Genomic DNA, 26,721 nt, shown 5'->3' on the forward strand with positions numbered 1-26,721 from the left:
ACGAACCGATGAGTCCGGAGGAGCGTCACCGCGAGCGCATGCAGCGGAAGAAGGAACTGGTCGACCGCAAGATCGCCCGCGCCACCATCGAGCGTGGCGTGCTGGTGGTGAATACCGGCAACGGCAAAGGCAAGAGTTCCTCCGGTTTCGGCATGTTGGCGCGTTCGCTGGGGCATGGTTTCCGCTGCGGCGTGGTGCAGTTCATCAAGGGCAGTTTTTCCACCGGGGAGGAAGCCTTCTTTCGCCGTTTCCCTGAGGAACTCGACTACCACGTGATGGGCGAGGGCTACACCTGGGAAACGCAGGACAAGGCGCGCGACATCCAGGCGGCCGATGCCGCGTGGCAGGTGGCAGCGCGCATGCTGGCCGATGCGTCCTACGACTTCGTGCTGCTCGATGAGCTCAATATTGCGCTGGTGAAGGGTTACATCGACGTGGCGAAGGTATGCGATGCGTTGCGGGCACGTCCGCCGCAGCAGCACGTGGTGATCACCGGCCGCGGTGCGCCGGATGCGCTGGTCGAGCTGGCGGACACCGTCACGGAGATGCGCGTCGTGAAGCACGCCTTCCAGGCGGGCATCAAGGCGCAGAAAGGCATAGAACTCTGACGCGCCCGTCGGGCGTGGCGAGCCATTGAACCAACAGGAGTCGTCCATGACCGGCAACAACGCCTCGTGTCCCGCACTGCTGGTATCCGCACCGGCCTCGGGGCAGGGCAAGACCTCGGTGACGGCGGCGCTGGCACGCTGGCATGCACGCCAGGGCAGGCGCGTGCGCGTGTTCAAGACGGGGCCGGACTTCCTCGATCCTATGGTGCTGGAGCGCGCAAGCGGTGCGCCGGTCTACCAGCTCGACCTGTGGATGAATGGCGAGGACGACGTGCGCGCCCGCCTGCACGAGGCGGCCAAGGATGCTGATCTCATTCTTGTCGAGGGCGTGATGGGCCTGTTCGACGGCGGCCTGTCGAGCGCCGACCTTGCGCTACGCTTCGGCCTGCCGGTGCTCGCGGTGATCGACGGCTCGGCGATGGCGCAGACCTTCGGCGCGCTGGCGCTGGGGCTGGCGCGCTATCGCGATGGCCTGCGCGTGCACGGCGTGGCGGCCAACCGCGTGGGCAGCGCGTATCACGCGCAACTGCTCGCCGGGAGCCTGCCTGCTGACGTGCACTGGCTGGGCGCGCTGCCGCGCGATGAGGCGCTTGCGCTGCCCGAGCGGCACCTGGGCCTGGTGGCCGCGGCCGAGCTCGGCGACATCGATGCGCGGCTCGATGCACTGGCGGACGCCTGGGCCACCCACGCATCGGCCGAACTTCCGCCGCCGGTCACGTTTCCCGCAGCCTCGCGTGCCCCCGTGCCTCCGGCGCTGCGCGGCGTCCGCATTGCCGTGGCACGCGATGCCGCCTTCTGCTTTCTCTATCCCGCCAATCTGGATGTGCTGCGTGAGGCCGGGGCGGATATCCGCTTCTTCTCGCCGCTGGCCGGCGAGGCGCTGCCGGCGTGCGATGCGGCCTGGTTGCCCGGTGGTTATCCGGAGCTGCACCTGCTGACGTTGTCACAGCACGATGCCTTGCGCCGGGCGCTGCGCAAGCACGTCGACGCCGGTCGTCCGTTGCTCGCCGAATGCGGCGGCATGTTGTACGCGCTGGATTCGCTGGCTGATGTCGAAGGCACCGCCTTTCCGATGGCCGGCCTGCTGCGCGGAAGCGCGGCGATGCAGGCGCGCCTGGGCGGGCTGGGCATGCAGGCGGTGGCCTTGCCTGAAGGCGAGCTGCGCGGGCACACCTTCCACTATGCGCATGCGCAGATCGAGCAGGCGCCGCTGGTCATGGCGACCAATCCCGATGGTGGGCCGAGCCAGGAAGGCGTGTACCGGCGCGGGCGTTTCACGGCGAGCTTCATGCATCTTTATTTTCCGTCCCATCCCGCGGCGGCGGTGGCTCTGTTCAAGCCATGACGACGGCCCTGGCCATGGTGCTGGCGGTTTGGCTGGATGCATGGCTTGGCGAGCCGCGACGGTGGCATCCGCTGGTGCTGTTTGGACGTCTTTCCGTTTTCATCGAGTCACGCTGCCACGCCGACCGACGCGGCGCGGGCGTGCTTGCCTGGGGTCTGGCGGTGCTGCCGGCGGTAGCCCTGGCATGGCTGCTGCGCGCATGGCTGTGGCACGCAGCCCCGTGGTTGTCGTTTGCCTTCGATGTCGTCGTGCTTTACCTGGTCATCGGCCTGCGCAGCCTGGCCGACCATGCCCGGCCGGTGGCGCGTGCCTTGACGGAAGGCGATCTGGCCGCCGCCCGCACCGCCGTGGGCCGCATGGTGAGTCGTGATACCGCTGTGCTCGATGACGCGCAGGTGGCCGCGGCCGCGACGGAATCGGTGCTGGAGAACGGCAACGACGCGGTGTTCGGCGCTCTGTTCTGGTTTGCCTTGCTTGGCGCTCCCGGCGCCGTGTTGTATCGCCTGGCCAATACGCTGGATGCGATGTGGGGTTATCGCACGGAGCGGTATGAGCGCTTCGGCTGGGCGGCGGCGCGCATCGACGACGTGCTCAACTTTGTCCCGGCGCGGCTTACCGCACTCAGCTACGTGTTGCTGGGCGATGCCGCGCGCGCCTGGCGCTGCTGGCATGCGCAAGCCCCGCAGTGGGACAGCCCCAACGCGGGGCCGGTGATGGCGGCCGGCGCCGGTGCGCTGGGCGTGTGCCTCGGCGGCGCTGCGCCCTACCATGGCGTGTGGGAGTTGCGCCCCGCCTTGGGCGAAGGGAGGCCACCGGATGCGCAAGCCATCGTGCGTGCGCTGCGGCTGGTCCGGCGCGGCGTCGTCCTGTGGCTGGCTGTCATTGCACTGTTCGGTTTTGTTCGATGGAGTACAGGCCATGCTTGAACACGGCGGACGCCTGCTGCGTGCAGCGCGCGAGTACGGCATTCCGCCGGAAGACTGGCTGGACCTCTCCACCGGCATCAGCCCGCTCGCGTGGCCGGTGCCACCGCTGCCGACGTCGGTATGGCAGCGGTTGCCGGAAGACGACGATGGCCTGGTCGAGGTGGCATGCGCGTATTACGGCGCAACGCATCTGCTGCCGGTGGCCGGTTCCCAGGCCGCCATCCAGGCGCTGCCCGCGTTGCGGCGGCCGTCGCGCGTCGGTGTCATCGCGCCCGGCTATAACGAACACGCCCATGCGTGGCGCCGCGCCGGGCACGCGGTGGAAGCGCTGCCTGCGGCGACGCTGCTGGCCGAGGTATCGCGCTTTGACGTGATCGTGCTGATCCATCCCAATAATCCCGGTGGCGACCGCTTTGAACGCGCGCGCTTGCTCGCCTGTCACGAGGCCCTGGCGGCGCGGGGTGGGTGGCTGATCGTCGACGAAGCCTTCATGGACGCGACGCCGGAGGAGAGTCTTTGCCGTGAGTCGTCACGCGAAGGGCTGATCGTGCTGCGCTCTTCCGGCAAGTTCTTCGGCATGGCGGGCGCGCGTGCGGGATTCGTCGCGGCGCACCCTGCCTTGCTGGAAGCACTGCGCGAGCGGCTCGGTCCATGGACACTCAGTGGTCCGACACGCTACGCACTGAAGCAGGCGCTCGCCGATCACGCGTGGCACACCACGGCCCGTGCATGGTTGCACGCGGCCAGCGATGGCTTGTCGTCCCTGTTGTCACGACATGGCATGCCGCCCACGGCCGGTTGCGCCTTCTTCCACTGGTGGAAGAGCGCTCAGGCCGAATCCGTGCATGTGGCGCTGGCACAGCGGGGCATCCTTACGCGGTTGTTTACGACGCCGGCCAGCCTGCGGTTCGGCTTGCCCGCCGACGAAGCAGGTCTGCACCGGCTGGGCGATGCACTCGGATCACTTGAACAAGGGAGGGCTTCGCCATGAGCGGCGCCGTGTTGATGGTGCAGGGCTGCACGTCCGACGCGGGCAAGAGCACGCTGGTTGCCGGCTTGTGCCGGTGGTTGCGCCGGCGCGGCGTCGCCGTGGCGCCGTTCAAGCCGCAGAACATGGCGCTGAACTCGGCGGTGACGATCGATGGCGGCGAGATCGGGCGCGCCCAGGCCGTGCAGGCCCAGGCGGCGGGCCTGCTTCCGCATACGGATTTCAATCCCGTGCTGCTCAAGCCCAACAGCGACGTCGGCGCGCAGGTGATCGTGCACGGCCACCCCGTCGCCAACATGGATGCGCGCGACTACCACCAGTACAAGCGCATGGCGATGGACGCCGTGCTCGCCTCGCACCATCGACTGATCGACCGCTATGACGCGGTGATCGTCGAAGGCGCGGGCAGCCCGGCCGAGATCAACCTGCGCGACCGTGACATCGCCAACATGGGTTATGCAGAGGCGGTGGATTGCCCTGTCGTCCTCATTGCCGACATCGATCGTGGTGGCGTGTTCGCGCATCTGGTCGGCACGCTGGCCCTGCTGTCGGAAAGCGAGCGACGGCGCGTGGCCGGTTTCGTCATCAACCGCTTTCGCGGTGACCTTGCTCTGCTGCAACCCGGGTTGGACTGGCTTGTGCGGGAAACCGGCAAGCCGGTGCTCGGCGTGCTGCCCTACCTGCACGGCCTGCAACTGGAAGCCGAGGATGCGCTGCCGCGTGAGGTTGCCGTGAACCCGGAAGCCAGACTGCGCGTGGTGGCGCCGGTGCTGCCGCGCATCAGCAATCACACCGACTTCGATGCCTTGCGCGCCCATCCGGACGTCGGCTTCCGTTTCGTCAGTGCTGACGAAACGCACCCGCCGGCCGACCTCATCGTGCTGCCTGGCTCCAAGTCCACGCGCGCGGACCTGGCATGGCTGCGCGCGCAGGGCTGGGAACAGACCATCGCCCGCCACCTGCGCTACGGCGGGAAGCTCATCGGCATCTGCGGTGGCTTCCAGATGCTGGGGCGATTCGTGCATGATCCGCAGGGTATCGAGAGCACGCCGGGCTCGAGCGATGGACTGGGTTGGTTGCCGATGGAGACCACGCTGGAAGCGCGCAAGCAATTGCGACGCGTGGAGGGAAAGCTGGTCCTTGGAGGTGCGTGCGTGAGCGGCTATGAAATCCATTGCGGCATCAGTCGTGGTGAAGCATTGGGAAGGCCCTCGAGCATCCTTGGTCAGGGTGAGCCTGACGGCGCGTTGTCGGCCGACGGCCAGATCCTCGGCAGCTACCTGCATGGATTGTTCGACGAACCGCAAGCCCTTGCGGCCGTGCTCGCCTGGGTTGGCCTGCGCGACGCCGCGCCGCTCGACGTGCAGGGCCTGCGCGAGGCGAGCATCGACCGCGTGGCCGATGCCGTGGAAACCCATCTGGACACCCCGGCCCTGCTGCGCCTGCTGCAACCGGCGACGGAATCTGCGCCATGCGTACCTTGATCCTTGGCGGCGCCCGCTCCGGCAAGAGCGCGCTGGCCGAGCGGCTGGCGGTGGAGTCCGGGCACGAGGTGGTCTACATCGCCACCGCGCAGGCGCATGACGAGGAGATGGCGGCGCGCATTGCCCATCACCGCGCGCAGCGTCCTGCTCACTGGCTGAGCGTGGAAGAGCCGCTGGCGCTGGCCGCCGCCCTGGAAGCGCACGCGCGCCCCGGTCGCTGCGTGCTGGTGGATTGCCTCACGCTGTGGCTCAGCAACCTGTTGGGCGCGCCTGACGGCGACCGCTTCGGGCAGGAGCGCGAAGCGCTGCTCCGGCTGCTGCCTGCGCTGAAGGGGCAGGTATTGATGGTCAGCAACGAAGTGGGGTTGGGCGTCGTCCCCATGGGTGAATTGACGCGACGTTTCGTGGATGAAGCCGGACGGCTGCACCAGGCGCTCGCCGCACAGTGCGAGCGGGTGCTGTTGGTCGCCGCCGGATTGCCGATGTCCCTCAAAGGAAGCCTTGCATGAGCCAAGACTGGCTGACCGAGCCCTGCTTCGCCATCGATGAAGCCAGCCGCGAGCGCGCGCTGGAACATCAGTCGCAGCTGACCAAGCCGCCCGGCTCACTGGGTACGCTGGAAGCCCTGGCCGTGCGCTTGGCCGGCATGCAGCACGTGGTGACGCCGTCGGTGCAGTCGGTGTGGATCAGTGTTTTCGCGGGCGATCATGGTGTGGCCGCCGAAGGCGTGTCCGCGTTTCCCCAGGTGGTCACGGGCGAGATGATCCGCAATTTCGCCAACGGCGGTGCGGCCATCAGCGTGCTTGCGCGCGGGCTTGGCGCCATGCTCGAGGTGGTGAACCTGGGCACGGTGAACGATCCGGGCGAGCTGCCTAATGTGCGTCGCGCCATCATCGCGCCGCAGACCAACAACTTCTGCGAGCGTCCCGCCATGAGCGCGATGCAGCTGGAGCTGGCGTTGCGTGCTGGTGCCGCCAGTGCGCAGGCGGCGCAGGACGCCGGCGCCAAACTGTTCATCGGCGGCGAGATGGGCATTGCCAACACCACGTCGGCCGCGGCGCTTGCCTGTGGCCTGCTGGGTGAAACCCCGGGCACCCTGGCTGGCGCGGGCACCGGCCTGGACGCGAAGGGCATCCAGCACAAGGTGGCGGTGATCGAGCGCGCACTGGCGCTTTATCCCTCCGACGACGATGACGCCCTGGCCTGGCTCAGCCGCGTGGGCGGCTTCGAAATCGCCGCCTTGTGCGGCGCGTATATCAGCGCGGCGCAGCGTGGCATTCCCATCCTGGTGGATGGCTTCATCACCACCGCCGCCGCGCTGGCGGCGGTGCGCATCAACCCGTCCAGCCGCGAGTGGATGTTCTTTGCGCATCGCTCGCGCGAACGCGGTCATGCGCGCCTGCTTTCCGTACTGGAAGCCGACCCGCTGCTCGACCTTGGCCTGCGCCTGGGCGAGGGCAGCGGCGCCGCAACGGCGGTGCCGCTGATGCGTCTGGCTTGCGACCTGCACTCCCGCATGGCGACCTTCGCACAGGCGGGGGTGAGCGGCGCATGATCGGAAAGCACATCGGCATCGACCTGTTGCGCCATGGCGACACCGGGCAGCGCAGCTATCGCGGCCAACTGGACGACAGCCTCAGCCCGCTCGGCTGGAGCCAACTGCGTGCGGCGATCTTCGGGCGCGGCTGGGATGCCATCGTGACCTCGCCGCTGCGCCGTTGTGCGGAATTTGCCCAGGAGCTTGCCGGGGCGCGCCGCGTGCCCCTGCGCATCGATCCGCGCCTGGCCGAGTACCACTTCGGCCAGTGGCAGGGCGTGCCCATTGAAACCCTAGCCCAAGAGCAGGGCGAGGCACTGACGCACTTCTGGATGAACCCGGTGGCCCACCCGCCGCCGGGTGGCGAACCCTTCGCCGCGTTTCGCGATCGCCTGTGCGCGGCATTGAACGACGTGGCCGAGGCGGCGCAGACGCAGCGCGTGCTGGTGGTGACGCACGGCGGCGTGATCAGGCTGCTGCGTTGCGAGGCGGAGGGGCGCGACTTTGGCGAGATGGCCAACATCGATGTGCCGCACGCATCGTTGCATCCGTTGCACTGGGCCGTGCCACAAGGGGCGCAGGTAGGCACGTGATGCGGGGGCTGTTCGCCGCCATCGGTTTCCTCACGCGCTTGCCGGTACCGGCGAGCGTGTTCGACGAGGAAGGTTCGCCTTCGGCGCAACTGGCGTGGTATCCGGCGGTGGGGCTGCTGATCGGTGGCCTGCTCTGGTGCCTGGCCTGGCTGTTGTCCGGGGCACCGCCGTTGCTGGCGGCGGCCCTGCTGCTGGCCGCGTGGGTGGTGCTCACCGGCGCGCTGCACCTGGATGGCCTGGCCGACAGCGCGGATGCCTGGGTGGGTGGATTGGGCGATCGCGAGCGCACCCTGACGATCATGAAGGACCCGCGCAGCGGCCCGATCGGCGTCACCGCCGTCGTGCTCGTGCTGCTGCTGAAATTCGCCGCGCTGGCCAGCCTGCCGCATCCCTCGGCGGTGATCTGGGTGGCGCCGCTGCTGGGCCGTGCCGCATTGACCCTGGCTTTCATGACGACGCCTTACGTGCGCAGCGGTGGGCTGGGCAGCGGGCTGGCCGGCGAGTCGGGCCTGGCCTGCACGGTGGCATTGCTGGCGACGACCCTCATCAGCCTGTTTGCCGGCTGGCATGGCGTGCGTGCCCTCATCGTGGCCGCGCTGGTGTTTGCCTGGTGGCGATGGACCTGCCGGCGTCGCCTCGGCGGCATGACCGGCGATACCTGCGGCGCCCTCGCCGAGCTGACGGAGATGGCCGTGCTGGTGGCGTGGGCGCTTTAGCCGCCCCTGCCACTCACAAGGGGCGCAGGCGGCCCGGATCGTTGAAATTGCGCCGTTCGGCTCGATAATGGAGAGCTGTCGCGTGGCGATGCCGGTGAGCATTCCCGGCCGGCGGCGACCGATATTCCCGGAGTTTCCATGCCTATCTACGAATTCGAATGCAGCAGTTGCGGCCACCGGTTCGACCGCCTGCAGAAGATGTCCGATCCCGATCCGTCGGTTTGCCCGGCCTGTGACGTGGCCGAAGTGAAGCGCCGCCTCAGCGCGCCGGGATTCCGCCTGGCCGGCAGCGGCTGGTACGAAACCGATTTCAAGAAAGACGGCGACAAGAAGCGGAACCTGGCGGGCGACAGCGCCGCGCCCTCGTCGGGTTCTTCCGGTTCATCCAGCTCCTCCAGCTCCTCCAGCGAAAGCTGATCCGGCGGCATGCCTGAATGCCGGATAGCCGGCCGGCAGGTTTCTGCGAGCAGTCGCAAGATATTCAAACCCGGTTGAAGATGCGCCCACTAGCGTGACGTCCCGTCACAGTGAAGGAGTGGGTGGATGTTCCGGACAAGAGCGGGTTTGATGGGTGTCGCGACGGGCCTGCTGGCGGGCCTGATGTGGGTCGTCGCACCGGTCGCCCATGCGCAGGGGCGGGACGTGGTCCGCTGCGGCAGCGAAGATGGCCGCTTCCAGCGTTGCGGGGTGCCCTGGCGTGACGCGGAAATCATCCGCCAGGAATCGAACAGCCCGTGCACGCGCGGGGAAACCTGGGGCGTCGATCGCGGTGGCCTGTGGGTGGACCGCGGTTGCCGCGGCCAGTTCGTCGAGATGGGGCGCGGCGGTTACCGTCCGCCGGATAGCGGGTATTACCCACCTTCGAACGGCGGCTATTACCCGCCGCCGGGCTATGGCCCTCCGCCGGGTTACCGCCCGCCGGACAACGGCTGGCGGCCGGGCCCTGACTGGGATCGCGAGATCCGTTTCCAGTGCGAAAGCAACGACCACCGCTACCAGTTCTGCCAGGTGGACGTGGGCGGGCGCGGCGACGTGCGCCTGCTCAGGCAGCTTTCCGGCACGGATTGCGAGGAGGGCTACAACTGGGGCTGGAACCGCGCCGGCGTGTGGGTTTCCAAGGGCTGCCGCGGCCTGTTTTCGGTGAATCGCCGCTGGTAAGTGGTTGAAACGCGGTATCGGACGTGGTTTTCGCGCCACGTCCGACACCCGCCTCCGGGCATGCCGGTGTTAACATTCCCGGTTCTTGTCCACGCATCACGCCGCCCCGCGGCCCGGAGTTCCAAGCGCATGCGCACGCATTACTGCGGCCTCATCGATGAGGCACTGGTCGGTCAGACCGTCACCCTTTGTGGCTGGGTCAACACCCTTCGCTTGCAGAGCCACGTGGCTTTCGTCGACCTGCGCGACCACGAGGGCCTTGCCCAGGTGGTGATCGAGCGCGAGAACGCCGACGCGTTCGCCGTGGCCAACGAGATCGGCAACGAATACTGCCTGCGCGTCACCGGCACCATTCGCAAGCGCCTGTCGGTGAACGACAAGCTGCGCACCGGCACGGTGGAGCTGCTGGCCGACAAGGTCGAGATCCTCAACGCCGCGAAGGACCTGCCGTTCGCGCTGCACGAGAATCCCAACGAGGACATGCGGATGACCTACCGCTACCTCGACCTGCGCCGCCCCGAGATGCAGAAGATGATGCGCACGCGCATCAAGCTGGTGCAGGCGCTGCGCCGCTACCTGGACGCGCGCGGCTTCCAGGACATCGAAACGCCCATCCTCACCAAGGCCACGCCCGAAGGCGCGCGCGACTACCTGGTGCCCAGCCGCGTGCATGCGGGCCAGTTCTACGCGCTGCCGCAGTCGCCGCAGCTGTTCAAGCAGATCCTGATGATGGCCGGCTTCGACCGCTACTATCAGATCGCCCGCTGCTTCCGCGACGAAGACCTGCGCGCCGACCGCCAGCCGGAATTCACCCAGCTCGACCTTGAGTTCGCCTTCGTCGAAGAGAAGGACGTGCAGGATTTCGTCGAGGCACTGATCCGCCATGTCTTCAAGGAAGTGGTGAGCGTCGAGCTCGACGACGTGTTCCCGCGCATGACCTGGGCCGAAGCCATGCGTCGCTTCGGTTCGGACAAGCCGGACCTGCGCATTGCGCTCGAGCTGGTCGACATCGCCGACGCCGTGAAGCATGTGGAGTTCAAGGTGTTCGCCGAACCGGCCAACGCCCAGAACGGCCGCGTCGCCGCGCTGCGCGTGCCGGGCGGCGCCACCTTCACCCGCAAGGAAATCGACCAGCTCACCGAATACGTCGCCAAGTACGGCGCGAAGGGCCTGGCCTGGCTGCGCGTGGACGATCTGTCCAAGGGCCGCGACGGCATCAACTCGCCGGTGGCCAAGTTCCTCGACGACAAGGCGCTGGAAGGGGTGCTCAAGCTCACCGGCGCCGAGAGCGGCGACATGGTGTTCTTCGGCGCGGGCACCTGGAAGGCCGTCACCGATTTCATGGGCGCCCTGCGCCTGAAGGTCGGCAAGGACCGCGGCATGGTGGAAAACACCTGGAAGCCGCTGTGGGTCACCGACTTCCCGATGTTCGAGTACGACGAGGAAGAGAAGCGCTTCGTCGCCCTGCATCACCCGTTCACCGCGCCGAAGGTGGACGACGTCGCCGACCTGCGCGCCAACGCCGCCATCGCGGTGAGCCGCGGCTACGACATGGTGCTCAACGGCAACGAGATCGGCGGCGGCTCCATCCGTATCCATCGCCCGGATATGCAGAGCACGGTGTTCGACCTGCTCGGCATCGGCCCGGAAGAGGCGGAGGCCAAGTTCGGCTTCCTGCTCAAGGCGCTGAAGTTCGGCGCGCCGCCGCACGGTGGCCTGGCCTTCGGCATCGACCGCATCGCCGCGCTGATGGCCGGCACCGAGTCGATCCGCGACGTGATCGCCTTCCCCAAGACCACCAGCGCGCAGGATCTGATGACGGATGCACCGTCGTTGGTGAGCGATGCGCAGCTCAAGGAGCTGCACGTGAAGGTGGCGGTGGAAGCCAAGCCGGCTTGATGCGGCTGGAAAGCTTTTGACCGTCATTCCGGCGCCCCCTTTTGTGGGGTGCGCCGGAATGACGAGCCGAACACGCAGGGCGCCGAGGCGCGATAGACCCCGCACCCCGTGCGCCAATCGCGGCACGGCGTCGCGACCTCATCGCAACTTTTCTTGCAGAATGGACTCATCAGAATGACCGGATGTTCTTGCCCGGTCATTCCTTCCTTCATCGATGAACGCCTCGTCCGCCCCATGACCGACCACGTCATTCTCCTGCACGGCCTGTGGATGCGCGGTTTCGCGCTCCTCATGCTGCACCGGCGGATGATGGAGGCCGGCTTTCGCGTCCATCGCTTCGACTACATGAGCGTGGCCGCGTCGCAGCCGCGCATCCTGGGCAGCTTGCAGTCGCGGGTGCAGGAGCTGGGGCAGGATGGGCATGTCGTGCATCTTGTCGGGCACAGCCTCGGCGGTTTGCTGGCCCTGCGCGCCTGCGCCGAAGGTTCCCTGCCACCCGGGCGTGTCGTCTGCCTGGGCTCGCCGCTCAAGGGCAGTGCCGCCGCGCGCCGCTTTGCGGGCATGGGGCGGGGTGGCGAGGTGCTGCTGGGCCACAATCGCGAGTTGCTGGAATACGGCTTCGACCGCTGGAGCGGCGAGCGCGAGGTCGGGGTGATCGCGGGCCGCGTCCCGCTGGGCCTGGGCGCGATGATCGGCCAGTTCGCCGGTGACAATGACGGTTGCGTGACGGTGGACGAGACCTGCCTGCCGGGCATCGCCGACCACTGCGCCATCGAAACCAACCATACGGGCCTGCTGTTTTCGCAGGAGGCCGCGCGACAGGTGACGCTGTTCCTTCAGCAGGGCCGGTTCAACCATTCCGGGGCCTGACTGGGGGCGGTTCCGCGCCTTTTCGGGTGGCGCTTGCCCGCCTGACACCCTGAAGCGATACAATTCGCGGCTTGTCCGTTCACCAGATTTGCAGGAAATGCCATGGGTAGAGGCCCGTCCATCGAAGGTCGCAAGAACGCCGAAGACGCCAAGCGCGCCAAGGTGTTCACCAAGCTGATCCGCGAAATCACCGTCGCCACCCGTGCCGGCGTGCCCGACCCTTCGCTCAATCCGCGCCTGCGCTCGGCGGTGGACAAGGCGCTGTCGGCCAACATGCCCAAGGACACCATCGAGCGTGCGATCAAGCGCGGCTCGGGTGCCGACGGCGGCGCGGCGATGGAAGAACTGCGCTACGAAGGCTACGGCCCGGGCGGCATCGCGCTCATCATCGACTGCTTCACCGACAACCCGACCCGCACCGTGGCCGACGTGCGCCATGCGCTGACCAAGCACGGCGGCAACCTGGGCACGTCCGGTTCGGTGGCTTTCCAGTTCGCCCGCGTCGGTGAGCTGGTATTCGCCACCGGTGGCGATGAAGCGGCCGAGGAGAAGGTGCTCGAGGCCGCGCTCGAAGCGGGTGCCGACGACGTGGTGAACGAGAACGGCGAAAGCACCGTGGTATGCGCGCCGGAACATTTCGAAGCCGTGCAGCAGGCGCTGACCGCCGCTGGCCTCAACGCACAGCATGCGGGCGTCGGCATGCGCCCGAGCAATCGCGTGCCGGTGCCGGAAGAAGCGCTGGAGCCGCTGCTGGACCTGCTCGAGAAGCTCGACGGCCTGGACGACGTCAGCGAGGTTTCGCATAACGCACTGCTGCCGGCCGAGGCCGCCAGCTGATTCGCTGAGCCGCTCAGGCCCGGCGTATACCGCCCATGACCCGCATCATCGGCATTGACCCGGGCAGCCAGCGCACCGGTGTCGGCATCATCGATGTCGACGCCAGTGGCAGGCTGTCCCATGTGTTCCATGGCGCGCTGGCAGTGGCTGGCGAGGCCACTTTTCCGCTGCGCCTGAAACGCATATTTGACGAGCTGTGTGACATCATCGCCGCCCATCGGCCGGACGAGTGCGGCGTGGAGCGCGTGTTCATGGCGCGCAACGCGGACTCGGCATTGAAGCTGGGGCAGGCGAGGGGCGCCGCGATCTGCGCGGTGGTCAGCCAGGGGATCGCGGTGCACGAGTACGCAGCGACGGAAGTCAAACAGGCCGTGGTCGGCAGTGGTCGCGGCGACAAGACCCAGGTGCAGCACATGATCGGCGTTCTGCTCGGACTCAAGGGGCCCCTGCAGGCCGACGCGGCGGACGCACTGGCCATTGCGGTGACCCACGCACACACCCGTGCGAGCCTCGCGCGCGTTGGCATTCCCCGTACCGCCTGGAGGCGTCGATGATCGGTCGTTTGCGCGGCACCCTCGTTTCCAAGCAGCCACCGTGGCTGATGGTGGAAGTGGGCGGCGTGGGGTACGAACTCGAAGCACCCATGTCCACCATCTACGACCTGCCGGCGACCGGCAAGGAAGTGACCCTGCTCACGCATTACGCCGTGAAGGAAGACAGCGTCGCGCTGTACGGTTTCCTGCACGAAGCCGAGCGCACCCTGTTCCGCAACCTGCAGAAGGTGAGCGGCATTGGCGCGAAGATCGCGCTGGCCGTGCTGTCGGGCGTATCCACCGGCGATTTTGCGCGCCTCGTGCAGGCGGGCGACGTGGTGGCGCTGACCAAGATCCCGGGCATCGGCAAGAAGACGGCCGAACGCATGGTGGTCGAGCTGCGCGATCGTGTGGATGGCCTGGGCACCACCTTGCCAGGCGCGCATCCGGCGACGAATGGCGCGCCGCTCGATCCGGCCGGCGAAGCCACCGTCGCGCTGCAACAGCTTGGCTACAAGCCAGCCGAAGTCACCCGTCTGGTGCAGAAGGTCGCCGCCGAAGGCGACAGCGCCGAAGCCATCATCCGCAAGGCGCTGCGCGCCGCACTAGGGAACTGAGACGTGACCCCGGATTCCACTCACGGCATGACCGACGCCGATACCAAACGCCGCCTGGCCGCACTCGCGCTTGGCGCGATCGGCGTGGTGTACGGCGACATCGGTACCAGCCCGCTGTACACCTTGCAGACCACGCTCAGCCACGACGGCATGAAGCCGACGCCGGAAAGCATCTATGGCGTGCTGTCGCTCATCTTCTGGGCGCAGATCATCGTGGTGTCGCTGAAGTACGTGGTCTTCATCATGCGCGCGGACAACAAGGGCGAGGGCGGCATCATGGCGCTGCTCGCGCTGGCCCTGCGCAGCGTGCGCGGCGATGCGCGGCAGCGCTGGTTGCTCGCCATCATCGGCATCTTCGGTGCCTCGTTGTTCTACGGTGACGGCGTGATCACGCCAGCCATCTCGGTGTTGTCGGCGGTGGAAGGCGTCAAGGTCGCCGCACCGAACCTCGAGCACTGGGTGGTGCCGATCACCGCCGTGATCTTGTTCTTCCTGTTTGCATTGCAGCGCCATGGCACGGAGCGCGTGGGCAAGCTGTTCGGCCCGGTGATGGTGGTGTGGTTCATCGTCATTGCGCTGCTTGGCGCCAACATGGTGGTGCGCAACCCGCACGTGCTGTGGGCAATCAACCCCTACTACGGCGTGAAGTTCTTCTTTACCCATGGCCTGCAGGCGTTCATCGCGCTGGGCGGCGTGGTGCTGGCATTGACCGGCGCGGAAGCGCTGTATGCCGACATGGGGCACTTCGGCAAGCGCCCGATCCGCCTCGCCTGGTTCAGCTTCGTGCTGCCTGCGCTGGTGCTCAACTATTTTGGTCAGGGCGCGCTGTTGCTCGATCACCCGGAAGCCATCGACAGCCCGTTCTTCAAACTGACGCCGGCGCCGCTGCTGCTGCCGATGATCGGTCTGGCGACCATTGCCACCGTGATCGCGTCGCAAGCGGTGATTTCCGGCGCGTTCTCCATGACCCGTGAAGCGATGTCGCTGGGCTATTCGATGCGCATGCCGGTGGTGCACACCTCGCGCGAGATGTCCGGCCAGATCTTCGTGCCCTGGGTGAACAACTTCCTGCTGATCATGGTGCTGGCCGCGGTGCTGGGCTTCCGCAGCTCGGACAACCTGAGTGCGGCCTACGGCATCGCCGTGACCGGCACCATGACCATCACCACCATCCTTGCCTTGATCGTGGCGCGTCGCCAGTGGCACTGGAGCCGCCTCACCGTCATCGTCGCGGGCCTGTTCCTGTTGACCATCGACTTCTCGTTCCTCGGCGCCAACCTGATCAAGATCGAGTTCGGCGGCTGGTTCCCGCTGGTGCTGGGCGTCGGCGTGTTCATCGTGATGACCACCTGGCGTCGCGGTCGCGAGCTGGTGGTGCGCGAGATCAAGCAGTCGGGCCTGGCGCTGCAGCCCTTCATCGAGAACATCGCTGAGCACCCGCCGCTGCGCGTGCCGGGCACCGCCGTGTTCCTTACCGCCAACCAGGCCGCCGTGCCGCATGCGCTGCTGCACAACCTCAAGCACAACAAGGTGCTGCACGAGCGCAATGTGCTGCTGACCGTGGAAATGCTGGAAACGCCCACGGCCGATCCGGGCGAGCGCATCGAAATCACCGAGCTGGGTGGTGACTTCTATGGCCTGGCCTTGCGTTTCGGCTTCGCGGAAGACCCGAATATTCCGCGCGCGTTGACCATCTGCTCCAAGAAGGGGCTGCCGTTCGACATGATGGACACCACCTTCTTCCTGTCGCGCGAAAACATCATCGCCGACGCCAAGCGGCCGGGCATGGCCTTGTGGCGCGACAAGCTGTTCGCCTTCATGGCCCGCAACGCATTGCCAGCGACGGCGTTCTTCCAGATTCCCGGCAATCGCCTGATCGAGCTGGGCGCCCAGGTCGAAATCTGACGAGAAAGGGTGCCCCAGGGCACCCTTTCTCGTTGCGGGGCCTGATCCGGAGGGCGATTTTCAAGCCTGCGTCATCCGGCTCTGCCATAATTTCGCCCCATGACCGAACACCGCATCGTTACCGCCGCCGCCCAGATGGACGACGAGGCCCTGGAAGCCTCCATCCGCCCCAAGCGGCTGACCGAGTACCTGGGCCAGCAGGCGGTGCGCGAGCAGCTGTCGATTTACATCGAAGCGGCCAAGAAGCGTGGCGGCGCACTGGACCACGTGCTGATCTTCGGGCCGCCGGGCCTTGGCAAGACCACGCTCAGCCATGTGATCGCCAACGAACTGGGCGTCAACGTGCGCTCCACCTCCGGCCCGGTGCTGGAGCGTGCCGGGGATCTGGCCGCGCTGCTGACCAACCTCGAGCCGCACGACGTCCTGTTCGTGGACGAGATCCATCGCCTCTCGCCGGTGGTGGAGGAAGTGCTCTATCCGGCGATGGAAGACTTCCAGATCGACATCATGATCGGCGAAGGTCCGGCCGCCCGCTCCATCAAGCTGGACCTGCCGCCTTTCACGCTGATCGGCGCCACCACGCGCGCAGGCCTGCTCACGGCCCCGTTGCGCGATCGCTTCGGCATCGTGCAGCGTTTGGAGTTCTATACGCCTGACGAGCTCACCGCCATCGTGCGGCGCTCGGCGCGCATCATGAACATCCCGTGCGAACTGGAAGGCGCGCAGGAAATCGCCCGACGCTCGCGCGGCACGCCGCGTATCGCCAACCGCCTGCTGCGACGCGTGCGCGATTACGCCGAAGTGCGCGCCGCTGGGCAGATCACCCGTGACGCGGCCCGTGCCGCGACGGACATGCTCAAGGTGGATGCCGAGGGCTTCGACGAGCTGGACCGCCGCCTGCTGTCCGTCATCATCGAGAGCTTCGACGGCGGCCCGGTGGGCGTCGAGTCGCTGGCGGCTGCCCTCAGCGAAGACCGCGGCACCCTCGAGGACGTGGTCGAGCCTTATCTGATCCAGCAGGGTTTCCTGGTGCGCACCGCGCGCGGCCGCATGGCCAGCGCCAAGGCCTGGCGCCACCTGGGCCTGACCCCGCCGCCGCGGCACCCGGTGGCCGCCGACCTTTTCACCGCCGGGCAAGCCGATGACTGATGCCATGCAGGCCGCCACCGACCCGTTCCAGTGGCCGGTGCGCGTCTATTGGGAAGACACCGACGCCGGCGGGGTGGTCTACCACGCCAGCTACCTGCGCTTCATGGAGCGCGCCCGCAGCGAATGGCTGCGGGCCCTGGGCATCAACCAGTCCACCGTCAAGGAAAGCACCGGGCTGGCCTTCCTGGTCCGCGAGATGCAGATCGATTTCCTGCGCGCGGCCCTGCTGGATGATGAACTGTCGGTAAGCGTCGAGGTCAAAGAGAGGCGGGCAGCCAGTATCCTTTTCGCCCAGACGATCCGCCGGGCGGACGGCGTGGAGCTGATCCGCGCGAAGGTGCGCGTGGCATGTGTCGACGTTCGCCGTATGCGCCCGGTGCAGATTCCGGCCGACCTCATCCCCGGCCTTCCCCCTCAATAAATTCAAGTACGTGCGCTGGAGAATCTTCGAGCAATGAACGGTGGACTGAACATTTTCAAGCTGATCGCGGAAGCGAGCGTTCTGGTACAGGCCGTCATGCTGGTCTTGCTGGTGTTCTCCTTCCTTTCCTGGGTGATCATCATCCGCAAGCACCAGCAGCTGAAGTCGGCGATGGAAGAGGCCGAGGGCTTCGAGGAGCGCTTCTGGTCCGGCGCCGATCTCGCCCAGCTGTTCCGCGAAGTCAGCAACCGCGGTGCGGGCAATGGCGGCATGGAAAATGTGTTCGAGTCGGGCTTCCGCGAGTTCGTGCGCCAGCGCCAGCGCCGCGTGCTTGACATGCGCATCGTCATCGAAGGTTCCGAGCGCGCCATGCGCGTGGCCGGCACCCGCGAGATCGGCCGCCTGGAACGCAACCTGGAATTCCTCGCCAACGTGGGCTCGATCAGTCCCTATGTCGGCCTGTTCGGCACCGTCATCGGCATCATGGGCGCCTTCCAGGGCCTGGGCGAGATGAAGGACGTGACCATCGCCGTGGTCGCACCGCACATTTCTGAAGCGCTGATCGCCACGGCCATGGGCCTGTTCGCCGCGATTCCGGCCGTGTGGGCGTACAACCGCTTCGCCAACAAGGTCGAGCGCGTTGCCTCGCGCTATGAGGTGTTCCAGGAGGAGTTCTCTTCGGTGCTGCAGCGTCAGATCCAGACCGACGAAGCGGCTTGAGGATCTTCAGTCATGCGTAGCTCTGCGCGCCACAAGCGCTTCAAGCTGAAATCCGAGATCAACGTCGTTCCCTACATCGACGTGATGCTGGTGCTGTTGATCATCTTCATGGTCACCGCGCCCATGATCAACAAGAACGTCGACGTGAACCTGCCACAGGCCAATGCCAAGTCGTTGCAGGACAAGAAGGACCCGGTGATCGTGGTGGTCGACAAGGACGGCCAGCTGTTCCTGACCCTGGGTACGGAAAAGCGCCAGCCCGTCGACGTCGCCACCATGCAGGCCAAGGTCAGTGCGTTCGTGAAGGTCAATCCGGAGGTCAGCGTGCTCGTCGCTGGCGACCGTGACGGCAAGTACGAAGGCGTGTACCAGGTGCTGGCCCAGTTGCAGCAGGCCGGCGTGGCCAAGGTCGGTCTGATGAGCGCGCCGGAGTCGAGCAACAAGAAATGAGGGCCGACTCCCCCAAGGGCACGTCCAAGGCGGTTGTCCTTTCCGCCATTCTCCATCTAGGCATCGTGGGCTTCCTGGCCCTCGCGGTGGTGCCGTGCTCGTTCTACGAAAGCCTGTTCGAGACCTTGCACCTGCCGGCGAGCTGGAACCCCATCACCTGTACCAAGCCGGTGTCGCTGCAAGGCGAAATCATCGAGGCCGAGCTGGTGGGCATCACGGGTGCGCCCCCGCCGAAGCACACGCCGGCCAAGCCCACGCCGAACACGGTGCCGCCGCCGCCCAGCGTGCCGCCGCCGCCATCGGAAGAAACCCCGAAGATCAAGACCCTGCCGCCGCCGCCCGAGCATCCGGATACCAAGGATCAGGAGAAGGTGGTAGCCGAGGGCATCCAGAAGGCCGAGGACGCCAAGAAGGAACAGGAAGAGAAGCAGCGCCAGCGTGCTGCCGAACTGGACGCCCAGGCGGCCAAGCACAAGCAGGAAGAGCAGAAGAAGATCGACGAGCTGTTCGCCAAGATGGACGCCGCGGACAAGTCCGTGAAGCAGGCGCAAAGCAAGGCCAAGCAGGCCAAGCAGCAGATGGAAGACCTGAAGAACGCCCAGGACAACGGCGTGGACAACGTGCCTTACGCGGCCCAGAAGCAGACCGGCGCCAATGGCCCGGATGCGAGTCTGCGTGCCCAATATCTGGCTGCGATTCAGAATACGCTCAAACAGAACTGGGTCGGCCCGGATAACATGCCGGCCAACCAGCAATGCCTGCTGCATATCGTGCAGTTGCAGGGTGGCCAGGTGGTCAGTGCCAAGGTCGACTCGAGCTGCCCATTCGATGACGCAGGGCGCAAGTCCGTCGAAGACGCGGCCATGAGGGCCAACCAGTTGCCTTACAAGGGATTTGAAAGTGTCTTTAGTCGCAACGTTGATATGTTCTTCAAGCCATAGGTGATGACCTGATGAAAAAGACTTCCCGTTATCTGGTCCTATTGCTTGGCATCCTGGGCCTGCTGTTCGCGGGCCTGGCGTCCGCGCAGACCTCCACCCTCACCGGTACGGTGGAAGGTGTGACCAAGTCGGCCACGCCGATCGTGGTCGTGCCGTTCGCGCAGGCCGGTGGCGCGCCGCTGCCCACCGACATCGCCGATGTCATGCGCAATGACTTCAACCGCTCCGGCAAATTCCGCTCGCTCGCCAAGAGCGACATCGTGGAAACGCCGTCCAAGGGTGCGGACGTCAACTTCGCCACCTGGCGCCTGCTCAAGCAGGACTACATTACGGTCGGTCGCATCAGCGATGCCGGCGGCGGCATGCTGCGCATCGAATACGAACTGTGGGACGTCAACCGTCAGCAGAACCTGCTGGCCCAGGCGTACACCGCCCCGGCCGGCGACCTGCGCGGCGTGGCCCATCAGATCGCTGACGCGATCTACGAAAAGATCACCGGCGTGCGTGGCGCGTTCTGGACCCGCATCGCCTACATCACCGCCGTGGGCCTGGGCAACAACACCACCTACTCGTTGATCGTGGCCGACTCGGACGGCTACAACCCGCAGGTCGTGGCCCGTTCGCGTGAGTCCCTGCTGTCCCCGGCCTGGTCGCCGGATGGCCGCAAGATCGCCTACGTGTCCTTCGAGAGCGGCAACTCCGCCATCTACGTGCAAGACATTACGACCGGCTCGCGTCAGCTGGTGTCGGCACGCGCCAAGGGCATCAACGGCGCGCCGTCGTTCTCGCCGGATGGCAGCAAGCTGGCCCTGGCCCTGTCCTACCAGGGCAACCCCGAGATCTACGTGATGGACGTCGGCTCCCGTTCGGAGACCCGCCTCACCAACAACCTGGCCATCGATACCGAGCCGCGCTGGACCCCGGACGGCCAGAGCATCATCTTCACCTCCGACCGTGGCGGTAAGCCCCAGCTCTACCAGATGTCGGCCGGTGGCGGCGGGGCAGAGCGCATCACCTTCCAGGGCCAGTTCAACGCCAATGCCTCGATCAGCTACGACGGCAAGCAGATCGCGATGGTGCAGGGCAACGGGAACGTGTATCGTATTGCTATCATGGATCGCAGTCTGGGTGGGCAGGTGCGCTTCATCTCGCCGGGTCCGATCGACGAAACGCCGAGTTTCGCGCCGAACGCGAGCATGTTGCTGTACGCCGCCTCCGAAGGAAGGCGTGGCGTGTTGTACGCCGTGTCCGCCGATGGTCTCGTCCGCCAGCGCCTGGTGCTGGCCGACGGCGACGTTCGCGAACCGGCTTGGGGTCCCTATCGTCAGCGATAAGCAGTTCATGCCGGGGCGCGTAAGTGTCACGGTCATGTGATCTGGACGTGAAAGCCTAGGCACACGTCGGATCAAACAGCTTGCCGGCCGCGGCACTCCGTCGCGGTTGGCGGGCCAGGTGGTTGCGAGACAGCGCGCCGCCGGCAGCAAAATGTCAAAATAACAGCCGGTTCACCGGCGAACACTGTCCCGAAACCGCAATCAATATTGACTGTCGGAACTCAAACCTGTTTGAAGGAACGTCCACCATGAATAAGACCGTTCGCGTCGCCCTGGTCGCCCTGCTCTGCGTTGGCGCGGCCGCATGCTCGAAGAAGCAGGAAGTCAAGCCGCAGCCGGCTCCGGAAGCGCCCGTGACTGCCCCGGCTCCGTCGACCGCTGGCAAGTACACCCCGGCCGATCTCGACACCGACGCCTGCCTCCGTCAGCGCGTTGTGTACTTCGATTTCGACAAGGACGAAATCAAGCCGGAGTTCCAGCAGATCATGGCGTGCCACGCCAAGTACCTGCAGGACCGCCCGATGGCCCAGATCCGTCTGGAAGGCAATGCTGACGAGCGCGGCACCCGCGAGTACAACCTCGGCCTCGGCGAGCGCCGCGGCAACGCCGTGTCCAGCGCCCTGCAGTCGAACGGCGGCTCGGCCAGCCAGATCAATGTGATCTCGTATGGCAAGGAAAAGCCGGTGTGCCGTGAGCACAACGAAGACTGCTGGAGCAAGAACCGTCGCGTCGAGATCGTCTACACGGCGAAGTAATGAAGAAGACACTGGCTAACAGCTTCACGGCCAGGATGGGCATGGCGGGCGCGATCGCGTCCGCCATGCTTTTTGGTATGCCGGCCCACGCACAGGATTCCCGCCTCAGTCTCGCCGATCGCGTATCGCGGCTTGAGCAGCAGGCGCAGAACCAGAACGGTACCGCGCTGGTCAACCAGGTCCAGGCGCTGCAGTCGCAAGTGCAGCAGATGCAGGGCCAGATCGAGGAACTGCAGCACCAGCTGCAGGAAGCCAACGACAAGAACAAGGCGCAAGCCTCGGATTTCGATTCGCGCCTGGGCCACCTCGAAAGTGGTGCCGGTGCTGCGGCTGCCAATCCGGGGAATGCCGCCAACCCGAACAATCCGCCGCCATCGGCGAACGCGGCCCCGACGCCGCCTGCGGCAGCTCCCACGCCGGCCCCGGCCGCTGCTGGCAAGCCCGCTGCGGGCAAGGCTGCGGCAACCAACAACTCGACGGCGCAGTCGGCTTACGACGATGCCTTCAAGTCGCTGCGTGCTGGCGACTACGTGAAGTCCTCGCGCGATTTCCGCAACTTCATCCAGCAATACCCGGACAGTCCGCTGCTGCCCAATGCGTTCTACTGGCTGGGCGAGTCGTACTACGCCACCAGCAACTACCAGGTGGCGATGGAAGCGTTCCAGCATCTGGTCAGCCAGTTCCCGCAGAGCGAGAAGGTGCCGGATGCGATGCTCAAGGTGGGCTACAGCCAGCTTGAGATGAAGCAGATCGATGCAGGCAAGGCCACGCTGAAGAACGTCAGCGCGAAGTATCCGGGCTCCAAGGCGGCCGGCCTGGCGCAGGAGCGCCTGCGGCGCCTGCAGGGCCAGTCGGCCAATTGAGGTTGTGGTTGTGACCGGCAGTAACGCGAGCGTGGCATCCCCCACGTCGACGCAGGCGCCCGCTGAGCGCCTGCGCATCACCGAGATCTTCCATTCGATCCAGGGCGAGGCCGATGCCATCGGCTGGCGCACGGTGTTCGTGAGGCTCACCGGTTGTCCGCTGCGCTGCGTGTGGTGCGACACCGAGTATTCCTTCTACGGCGGCAACTGGCGCGCGATCGACGACATCGTGGCCGAAGTGGCTTCGCATGGCGCCAGGCACGTCTGCGTGACCGGCGGCGAACCGCTGGCGCAGAAGCGCTGCCTGATCCTGCTCAAGCGCCTGTGCGATGCGGGCCATGATGTGTCGCTGGAAACCTCCGGTGCACTGGACGTGTCGCTGGTTGATCCGCGCGTACGCAAGGTGATGGACCTCAAGGCCCCGGATTCGGGCGAGGCCGCGCGCAACCTGTGGTCGAACCTTGAACAGCTGTTGCCGCATGACCAGGTGAAGATCGTCATCGCCAGCCGCGCCGACTACGAGTGGGCACGCGAGGTGGTGGCGGAGCATCAGATCACCGCGCGCTGCATGGTGTTGTTCTCGCCCGTCCACGGGGCCATCCAGCCGCGTGAACTGGCGGAATGGATCATCGAGGACAAGCTGGACGTGCGTTTCCAGCTGCAGCTGCACAAGCTGCTGTGGAACGACGCGCCCGGACATTGACATCAGGAATGCGTGAAGAGGAGTGAGAAGTGGGCGCGCGACGACCCGGCTCTTCCCTCACTTCTCACTCCTCTTCACTCACTTCTCGCCTTACGCGCGCTGGCCTGTCTTGCCGGTGGCGCCTGTCGGCCGGATCACCGGCCTGAACCCCTAGTGGAAGTCATCCCATGACCCAAACCTCTCCCCGCAAGGCTGTCGTGCTCGTCTCCGGCGGCATGGACTCGGCCGTCACCATCGCCATCGCCCGCGAGCAGGGCTATCAGGTGCACTCGCTCAGCGTGGCCTACGGCCAGCGCCACAGCGCCGAGCTGGCGGCCTCCGAGCGGGTGTCGCGACTGCTGGGCGCCGTGGAGCACAAGACCGTGCACGTGGACCTGCGCACCATCGGCGGCTCGGCGCTGACGGCCGACATCGACGTGCCGCTCGACCAGACGGGCGAGCAGGGCATTCCGGTGACCTACGTGCCGGCACGCAACACCATCATGCTGTCCATCGCGCTGGGCTGGGCCGAGGTGCTGGGCTCCAACGACATCTGGTGCGGCGTGAACGCGGTGGACTACTCGGGCTATCCCGACTGCCGCCCGGCCTTCATCGAGGCGTTCGAGCAGCTGGCGAACGTGGCCACCAAGGCTGGCGTGGAAGGGGCGGGCATCCGCATCCATGCCCCGCTGATGCGCATGAGCAAGGCCGACATCGCCCGCGAGGGCCAGCGCCTGGGCGTGGATTTCTCTGAGACGGTCAGCTGCTACCAGGCCGACGCCGAGGGACGCGCCTGCGGCCATTGCGACGCCTGCCGCCTGCGCGCGCAGGGCTTCAGCGCGGCCGGTCTGCCGGACCCCACCCGCTACGCCTGAACGGGCTTGCTTGTGCCGTGGGCGCCCAGCCCATAAAATGTCGGGCTTGCTTTTCAAGTGTGGGCCGTTAGCTCAGTCGGTAGAGCAGTAGACTTTTAATCTATTGGTCGATGGTTCGAATCCATCACGGCCCACCAGAACGCATGAGACCCGCGGAAACGCGGGTCTTTTTTTGCCTGTGGGAAGCCGGTTGGGCGGGAAGGGCGGCGACTCAGCTCGCCTCGCGCCACGCCGCGGCAGGTTGCTTCTGCGGGCAGGAGTGGCGCTCCAGCATCGGCATGCGCGGCAGGTCGAACCAGAAGGTGCTGCCACGCCCCGGTTCCGAACGCAGCCCGATACGGGTGCCCAGCAGGCGCGCCAGGCGTTCGGCAATGGCCAGGCCGAGGCCGTAGCCACCGCGCCGCTCGCTTTCCCCGCCCTGCAACTGCACGAACTCTTCGAAAATGCGTTGCTGATGGATCACGGCGATGCCCGGACCGTTGTCGCGCACTTCAATGCGGATGGACTGGCCGCGACGGCGTGCCGCGATGAGCACGCGTCCTTCGGGCGCATTGGCAATGGCGTTGCTGGCCAGTTGATAGAGCAGGCTGGCCGCCACATCGGCGTCGCCGTGCAACTGGTGCTGGCTGCCTCGCCAGGCCAGTGTGACGCGGTGCTGCGCGGCCTCGTGGTTGAGCGAGGTGCGATCACGCATGAACAGTTCTGCGGCGGTGAAGCCGATGGGCTTCACGGCGATCACGCCGGCGTCGAGGCGGGAGATCTCCAGCAGCGCATCCAGCAGGCGGGTCATCGACGCGATGCTGTGGCGCATCTGCTGGAACAGCGATTGCTGCTCGTTGCTGACGTTCTGGTCCAGGCCAGCCGCAAACAGTTCCAGCGCCTGCAGCGGCTGCCGGAAGTGGTGGCTGACCAGGGCAATGAACTGCGATTTGCTGCGCGTCGCCGCCTGGCTCTGGCGCAGGCGATCCAAGGCCTCGACGGCGTTGTCGTGCTGCATCGCACTCCAGTCGCGTCGCTGCTCTTCGTGCAGCTCGGAGAGGCGCTGCAGGGTTTTGCGCACTTCGATGAACTCGGCGCTGGCAGGGGTGTTGTCCAGCTGCGGATGCCGCCCATTCACCAGCTCATGCACCGCATAGCGCACCTGCGACAGCGGTTCGAGCACGCGATGGCGAATGGATACGCGGGCGAGCCACGCAAGCACCAGCACCCCGGCCACGCACAGCGCCCCCAGCAGCCAGACCATGGCCTGCGCCTGCCGCAGCGGGCGCGTGTCCACCTGCATGCTTACCCAGGACGTGGCAGTGCCGTGGGGCCTTACCTCGCTGCGGTAGGTGGTGCCGTCGCTGGACGAGGGCTTGCCGCTGCTCCACAGGGTGCCGTCGGCGCCATGCCATTCCACGCGCACCACCCGGTCGGCCTGGCCTTCCTGCAGGGTGCGGTCGAGGGCGATCTGGGGCGACAGTTCGCCGGGCACGTCGAGCTCGCCGGCCAGCCGCGCCAACCGCAGGCTGGCGGTGGAGTCCACGCGTTCGGCCAGGGCATGGCTCTGCTGCACGCACAGCGCCAGGATCAAAGCCACGGCGGCGATGGTGCTTGGCAAAACCACATCGATGAACAGGCGGGGCAGCAGTTGCGCGCGCGGCTCCATGCGTCAGGCCTCCCGGGCGCGGCCGTGCGCCGGTGGCGATGCGGGCCTGGAGTACGGGGAGACGCAGATTGACGACATGTCTTGGATCCCGGCAATCAGGGTACGAAAGGGCCCAGGGACGCACCGCGGCGCGGATAGGCCCTGGTTGGCACTCTAAAGAATCCAGAGGGCCCCTTCGATACGCACTTCGTTCTAGCGCGAGGCGCCATAGTGCTAACGGACTATGGGCCGGACGCCGTATGGTGCTGCGTTGCGGCATCCTCTGGCATGACGGCGGCCACGTTTGGCGCTACCTTGCCACCCGCACGCCCACCCCGGGCGGATTGGAGAACCCCATGTCCTCACGTTGTCGCTGGATGATCGCCGTTTCCCTGCTGGGCCTGGCCGGTGCGGCCCTGGCGCAGGATATTCCCGCCAACATGCCCAAGCGCAAGCCGGGTCTGTGGGAAATGCAGACCTCCGGCATGGGCGGACAGTCTCAGACGACCAAGTTCTGCCTTGACGCCGATACCGACACGGCGATGTACAAGATGGGCACGCACATGAGCGGCCAGATGTGCAGCAAGTTCAAGATCGACGTGCAGGGCAGCAACAAGGTGGTGACGGATGCCGTCTGCAAGATCAACACGCCCAACGGCGGGGTCGACATGACCAGCCACAGCGAGACCACCTACCAGGGCGATACCTCCTACGCGACGCAGGGCCACATCACGTACAACCCCGCCATCATGGGCCATGCGGACATGGCCATCACCAGCACCGGTCGCTGGGTCGGGCAGTGCGCCGCGGGCCAGAAGCCGGGCGACATGATCATGCCCAACGGCCAGACCATGAACATCAAGGACATGCAGGGGCACTAAGAGCCCA

The 26,721-nt window shown here is 66.4% G+C and carries 29 protein-coding genes and 1 tRNA gene; 29 read left to right on the forward strand and 1 reads right to left on the reverse strand.

Features of this window, described 5'->3' with window-relative positions:
• Window positions 1–8 precede the first annotated feature (8 nt).
• From cobO to HY57_RS06990, 28 genes are all read left to right on the forward strand, one after another.
• Window positions 9–608 (forward strand): cob(I)yrinic acid a,c-diamide adenosyltransferase, encoded by a 600-nt coding sequence (gene cobO / locus HY57_RS06855; RefSeq protein ID WP_026034105.1) that lies wholly within the window; start codon window positions 9–11, stop codon window positions 606–608.
• A gap of 46 nt (window positions 609–654) precedes the next feature.
• Window positions 655–1,953: a cobyrinate a,c-diamide synthase gene (locus HY57_RS06860; protein WP_019466302.1), complete on the forward strand. Its 1,299-nt coding sequence runs from the start codon at window positions 655–657 to the stop codon at window positions 1,951–1,953.
• A complete protein-coding gene (cbiB, locus tag HY57_RS06865) occupies window positions 1,950–2,879 on the forward strand; it encodes an adenosylcobinamide-phosphate synthase CbiB (RefSeq protein ID WP_019466303.1) in 930 nt (309 codons plus the stop codon). The genes HY57_RS06860 and cbiB overlap by 4 nt, the downstream gene beginning before the upstream one ends.
• Complete coding sequence (gene cobD / locus HY57_RS06870; protein WP_019466304.1) at window positions 2,872–3,870, forward strand: threonine-phosphate decarboxylase CobD; 999 nt, start codon at window positions 2,872–2,874, stop codon at window positions 3,868–3,870. The genes cbiB and cobD overlap by 8 nt, the downstream gene beginning before the upstream one ends.
• Window positions 3,867–5,351 (forward strand): cobyric acid synthase, encoded by a 1,485-nt coding sequence (locus HY57_RS06875; RefSeq protein ID WP_019466305.1) that lies wholly within the window; start codon window positions 3,867–3,869, stop codon window positions 5,349–5,351. Before cobD ends, HY57_RS06875 begins: the two co-directional genes overlap by 4 nt.
• Window positions 5,339–5,860, forward strand: coding sequence for a bifunctional adenosylcobinamide kinase/adenosylcobinamide-phosphate guanylyltransferase (cobU, locus tag HY57_RS06880; RefSeq protein ID WP_019466306.1), 522 nt, complete (start codon window positions 5,339–5,341; stop codon window positions 5,858–5,860). Before HY57_RS06875 ends, cobU begins: the two co-directional genes overlap by 13 nt.
• Entirely contained in the window at window positions 5,857–6,906 is a 1,050-nt protein-coding gene (cobT, locus tag HY57_RS06885) for a nicotinate-nucleotide--dimethylbenzimidazole phosphoribosyltransferase (protein ID WP_019466307.1), read from the forward strand. Before cobU ends, cobT begins: the two co-directional genes overlap by 4 nt.
• Window positions 6,903–7,481, forward strand: coding sequence for a histidine phosphatase family protein (locus HY57_RS06890; protein ID WP_019466308.1), 579 nt, complete (start codon window positions 6,903–6,905; stop codon window positions 7,479–7,481). The genes cobT and HY57_RS06890 overlap by 4 nt, the downstream gene beginning before the upstream one ends.
• The gene (locus HY57_RS06895; RefSeq protein WP_026034106.1) at window positions 7,478–8,197 is read left to right on the forward strand and encodes an adenosylcobinamide-GDP ribazoletransferase; all 720 of its coding nucleotides are present in this window, start codon (window positions 7,478–7,480) and stop codon (window positions 8,195–8,197) included. Before HY57_RS06890 ends, HY57_RS06895 begins: the two co-directional genes overlap by 4 nt.
• A 138-nt stretch (window positions 8,198–8,335) precedes the next feature.
• Window positions 8,336–8,614, forward strand: coding sequence for an FmdB family zinc ribbon protein (locus HY57_RS06900; RefSeq protein ID WP_019466310.1), 279 nt, complete (start codon window positions 8,336–8,338; stop codon window positions 8,612–8,614).
• A 150-nt stretch (window positions 8,615–8,764) separates the two neighbouring features.
• Window positions 8,765–9,355: a DUF3011 domain-containing protein gene (locus HY57_RS06905; protein WP_019466311.1), complete on the forward strand. Its 591-nt coding sequence runs from the start codon at window positions 8,765–8,767 to the stop codon at window positions 9,353–9,355.
• A gap of 129 nt (window positions 9,356–9,484) precedes the next feature.
• The gene (aspS, locus tag HY57_RS06910) at window positions 9,485–11,254 is read left to right on the forward strand and encodes an aspartate--tRNA ligase (RefSeq protein WP_019466312.1); all 1,770 of its coding nucleotides are present in this window, start codon (window positions 9,485–9,487) and stop codon (window positions 11,252–11,254) included.
• A 234-nt stretch (window positions 11,255–11,488) separates the two neighbouring features.
• A complete protein-coding gene (locus HY57_RS06915) occupies window positions 11,489–12,124 on the forward strand; it encodes an esterase/lipase family protein (protein ID WP_019466313.1) in 636 nt (211 codons plus the stop codon).
• A gap of 102 nt (window positions 12,125–12,226) precedes the next feature.
• Window positions 12,227–12,961 carry a YebC/PmpR family DNA-binding transcriptional regulator gene (locus tag HY57_RS06920; RefSeq protein WP_019466314.1) on the forward strand — a complete coding sequence of 245 codons (735 nt, stop codon included), beginning with the start codon at window positions 12,227–12,229 and terminating at the stop codon, window positions 12,959–12,961.
• Between the two features lie 35 nt (window positions 12,962–12,996).
• A complete protein-coding gene (gene ruvC, locus HY57_RS06925; protein ID WP_019466315.1) occupies window positions 12,997–13,515 on the forward strand; it encodes a crossover junction endodeoxyribonuclease RuvC in 519 nt (172 codons plus the stop codon).
• Entirely contained in the window at window positions 13,512–14,111 is a 600-nt protein-coding gene (gene ruvA / locus HY57_RS06930) for a Holliday junction branch migration protein RuvA (RefSeq protein ID WP_019466316.1), read from the forward strand. Before ruvC ends, ruvA begins: the two co-directional genes overlap by 4 nt.
• A 27-nt stretch (window positions 14,112–14,138) precedes the next feature.
• Window positions 14,139–16,016, forward strand: a complete 1,878-nt coding sequence (locus HY57_RS06935) for a potassium transporter Kup (RefSeq protein WP_019466317.1) — start codon at window positions 14,139–14,141, stop codon at window positions 16,014–16,016.
• Between the two features lie 99 nt (window positions 16,017–16,115).
• Complete coding sequence (gene ruvB, locus HY57_RS06940) at window positions 16,116–17,165, forward strand: Holliday junction branch migration DNA helicase RuvB (RefSeq protein ID WP_019466318.1); 1,050 nt, start codon at window positions 16,116–16,118, stop codon at window positions 17,163–17,165.
• A complete protein-coding gene (gene ybgC / locus HY57_RS06945; RefSeq protein ID WP_019466319.1) occupies window positions 17,158–17,586 on the forward strand; it encodes a tol-pal system-associated acyl-CoA thioesterase in 429 nt (142 codons plus the stop codon). The genes ruvB and ybgC overlap by 8 nt, the downstream gene beginning before the upstream one ends.
• 33 nt (window positions 17,587–17,619) lie before the next feature.
• Complete coding sequence (gene tolQ / locus HY57_RS06950; RefSeq protein ID WP_019466320.1) at window positions 17,620–18,306, forward strand: protein TolQ; 687 nt, start codon at window positions 17,620–17,622, stop codon at window positions 18,304–18,306.
• A gap of 12 nt (window positions 18,307–18,318) precedes the next feature.
• Complete coding sequence (gene tolR, locus HY57_RS06955; RefSeq protein WP_019466321.1) at window positions 18,319–18,756, forward strand: protein TolR; 438 nt, start codon at window positions 18,319–18,321, stop codon at window positions 18,754–18,756.
• Window positions 18,753–19,697: a cell envelope integrity protein TolA gene (locus HY57_RS06960; protein WP_019466322.1), complete on the forward strand. Its 945-nt coding sequence runs from the start codon at window positions 18,753–18,755 to the stop codon at window positions 19,695–19,697. The genes tolR and HY57_RS06960 overlap by 4 nt, the downstream gene beginning before the upstream one ends.
• Before the next feature lie 11 nt (window positions 19,698–19,708).
• On the forward strand, window positions 19,709–21,031 hold the full coding sequence (gene tolB, locus HY57_RS06965) for a Tol-Pal system beta propeller repeat protein TolB (RefSeq protein WP_026034107.1): 1,323 nt from the start codon (window positions 19,709–19,711) through the stop codon (window positions 21,029–21,031).
• Between the two features lie 248 nt (window positions 21,032–21,279).
• Complete coding sequence (gene pal / locus HY57_RS06970; protein WP_019466324.1) at window positions 21,280–21,786, forward strand: peptidoglycan-associated lipoprotein Pal; 507 nt, start codon at window positions 21,280–21,282, stop codon at window positions 21,784–21,786.
• Entirely contained in the window at window positions 21,786–22,649 is an 864-nt protein-coding gene (gene ybgF / locus HY57_RS06975; RefSeq protein WP_019466325.1) for a tol-pal system protein YbgF, read from the forward strand. The genes pal and ybgF overlap by 1 nt, the downstream gene beginning before the upstream one ends.
• A 10-nt stretch (window positions 22,650–22,659) precedes the next feature.
• Window positions 22,660–23,352 (forward strand): 7-carboxy-7-deazaguanine synthase QueE, encoded by a 693-nt coding sequence (gene queE, locus HY57_RS06980; protein WP_019466326.1) that lies wholly within the window; start codon window positions 22,660–22,662, stop codon window positions 23,350–23,352.
• Window positions 23,353–23,519: 167 nt separating this feature from the next.
• Entirely contained in the window at window positions 23,520–24,206 is a 687-nt protein-coding gene (gene queC / locus HY57_RS06985) for a 7-cyano-7-deazaguanine synthase QueC (protein WP_019466327.1), read from the forward strand.
• Between the two features lie 61 nt (window positions 24,207–24,267).
• A tRNA-Lys gene (locus HY57_RS06990) sits at window positions 24,268–24,343 on the forward strand.
• 74 nt (window positions 24,344–24,417) lie between these two features.
• On the opposite strand, the gene HY57_RS20780 is transcribed toward HY57_RS06990, so the two are convergent.
• Entirely contained in the window at window positions 24,418–25,854 is a 1,437-nt protein-coding gene (locus HY57_RS20780) for a sensor histidine kinase (RefSeq protein WP_019466328.1), read from the reverse strand.
• Between the two features lie 335 nt (window positions 25,855–26,189).
• On the opposite strand from HY57_RS20780, the gene HY57_RS21820 reads away from it, so the two are divergent.
• Window positions 26,190–26,714: a DUF3617 domain-containing protein gene (locus HY57_RS21820; RefSeq protein WP_157786197.1), complete on the forward strand. Its 525-nt coding sequence runs from the start codon at window positions 26,190–26,192 to the stop codon at window positions 26,712–26,714.
• Window positions 26,715–26,721: the final 7 nt, after the last annotated feature.

Source organism: Dyella japonica A8, assembly GCF_000725385.1.
Taxonomy (GTDB): domain Bacteria; phylum Pseudomonadota; class Gammaproteobacteria; order Xanthomonadales; family Rhodanobacteraceae; genus Dyella; species Dyella japonica_C.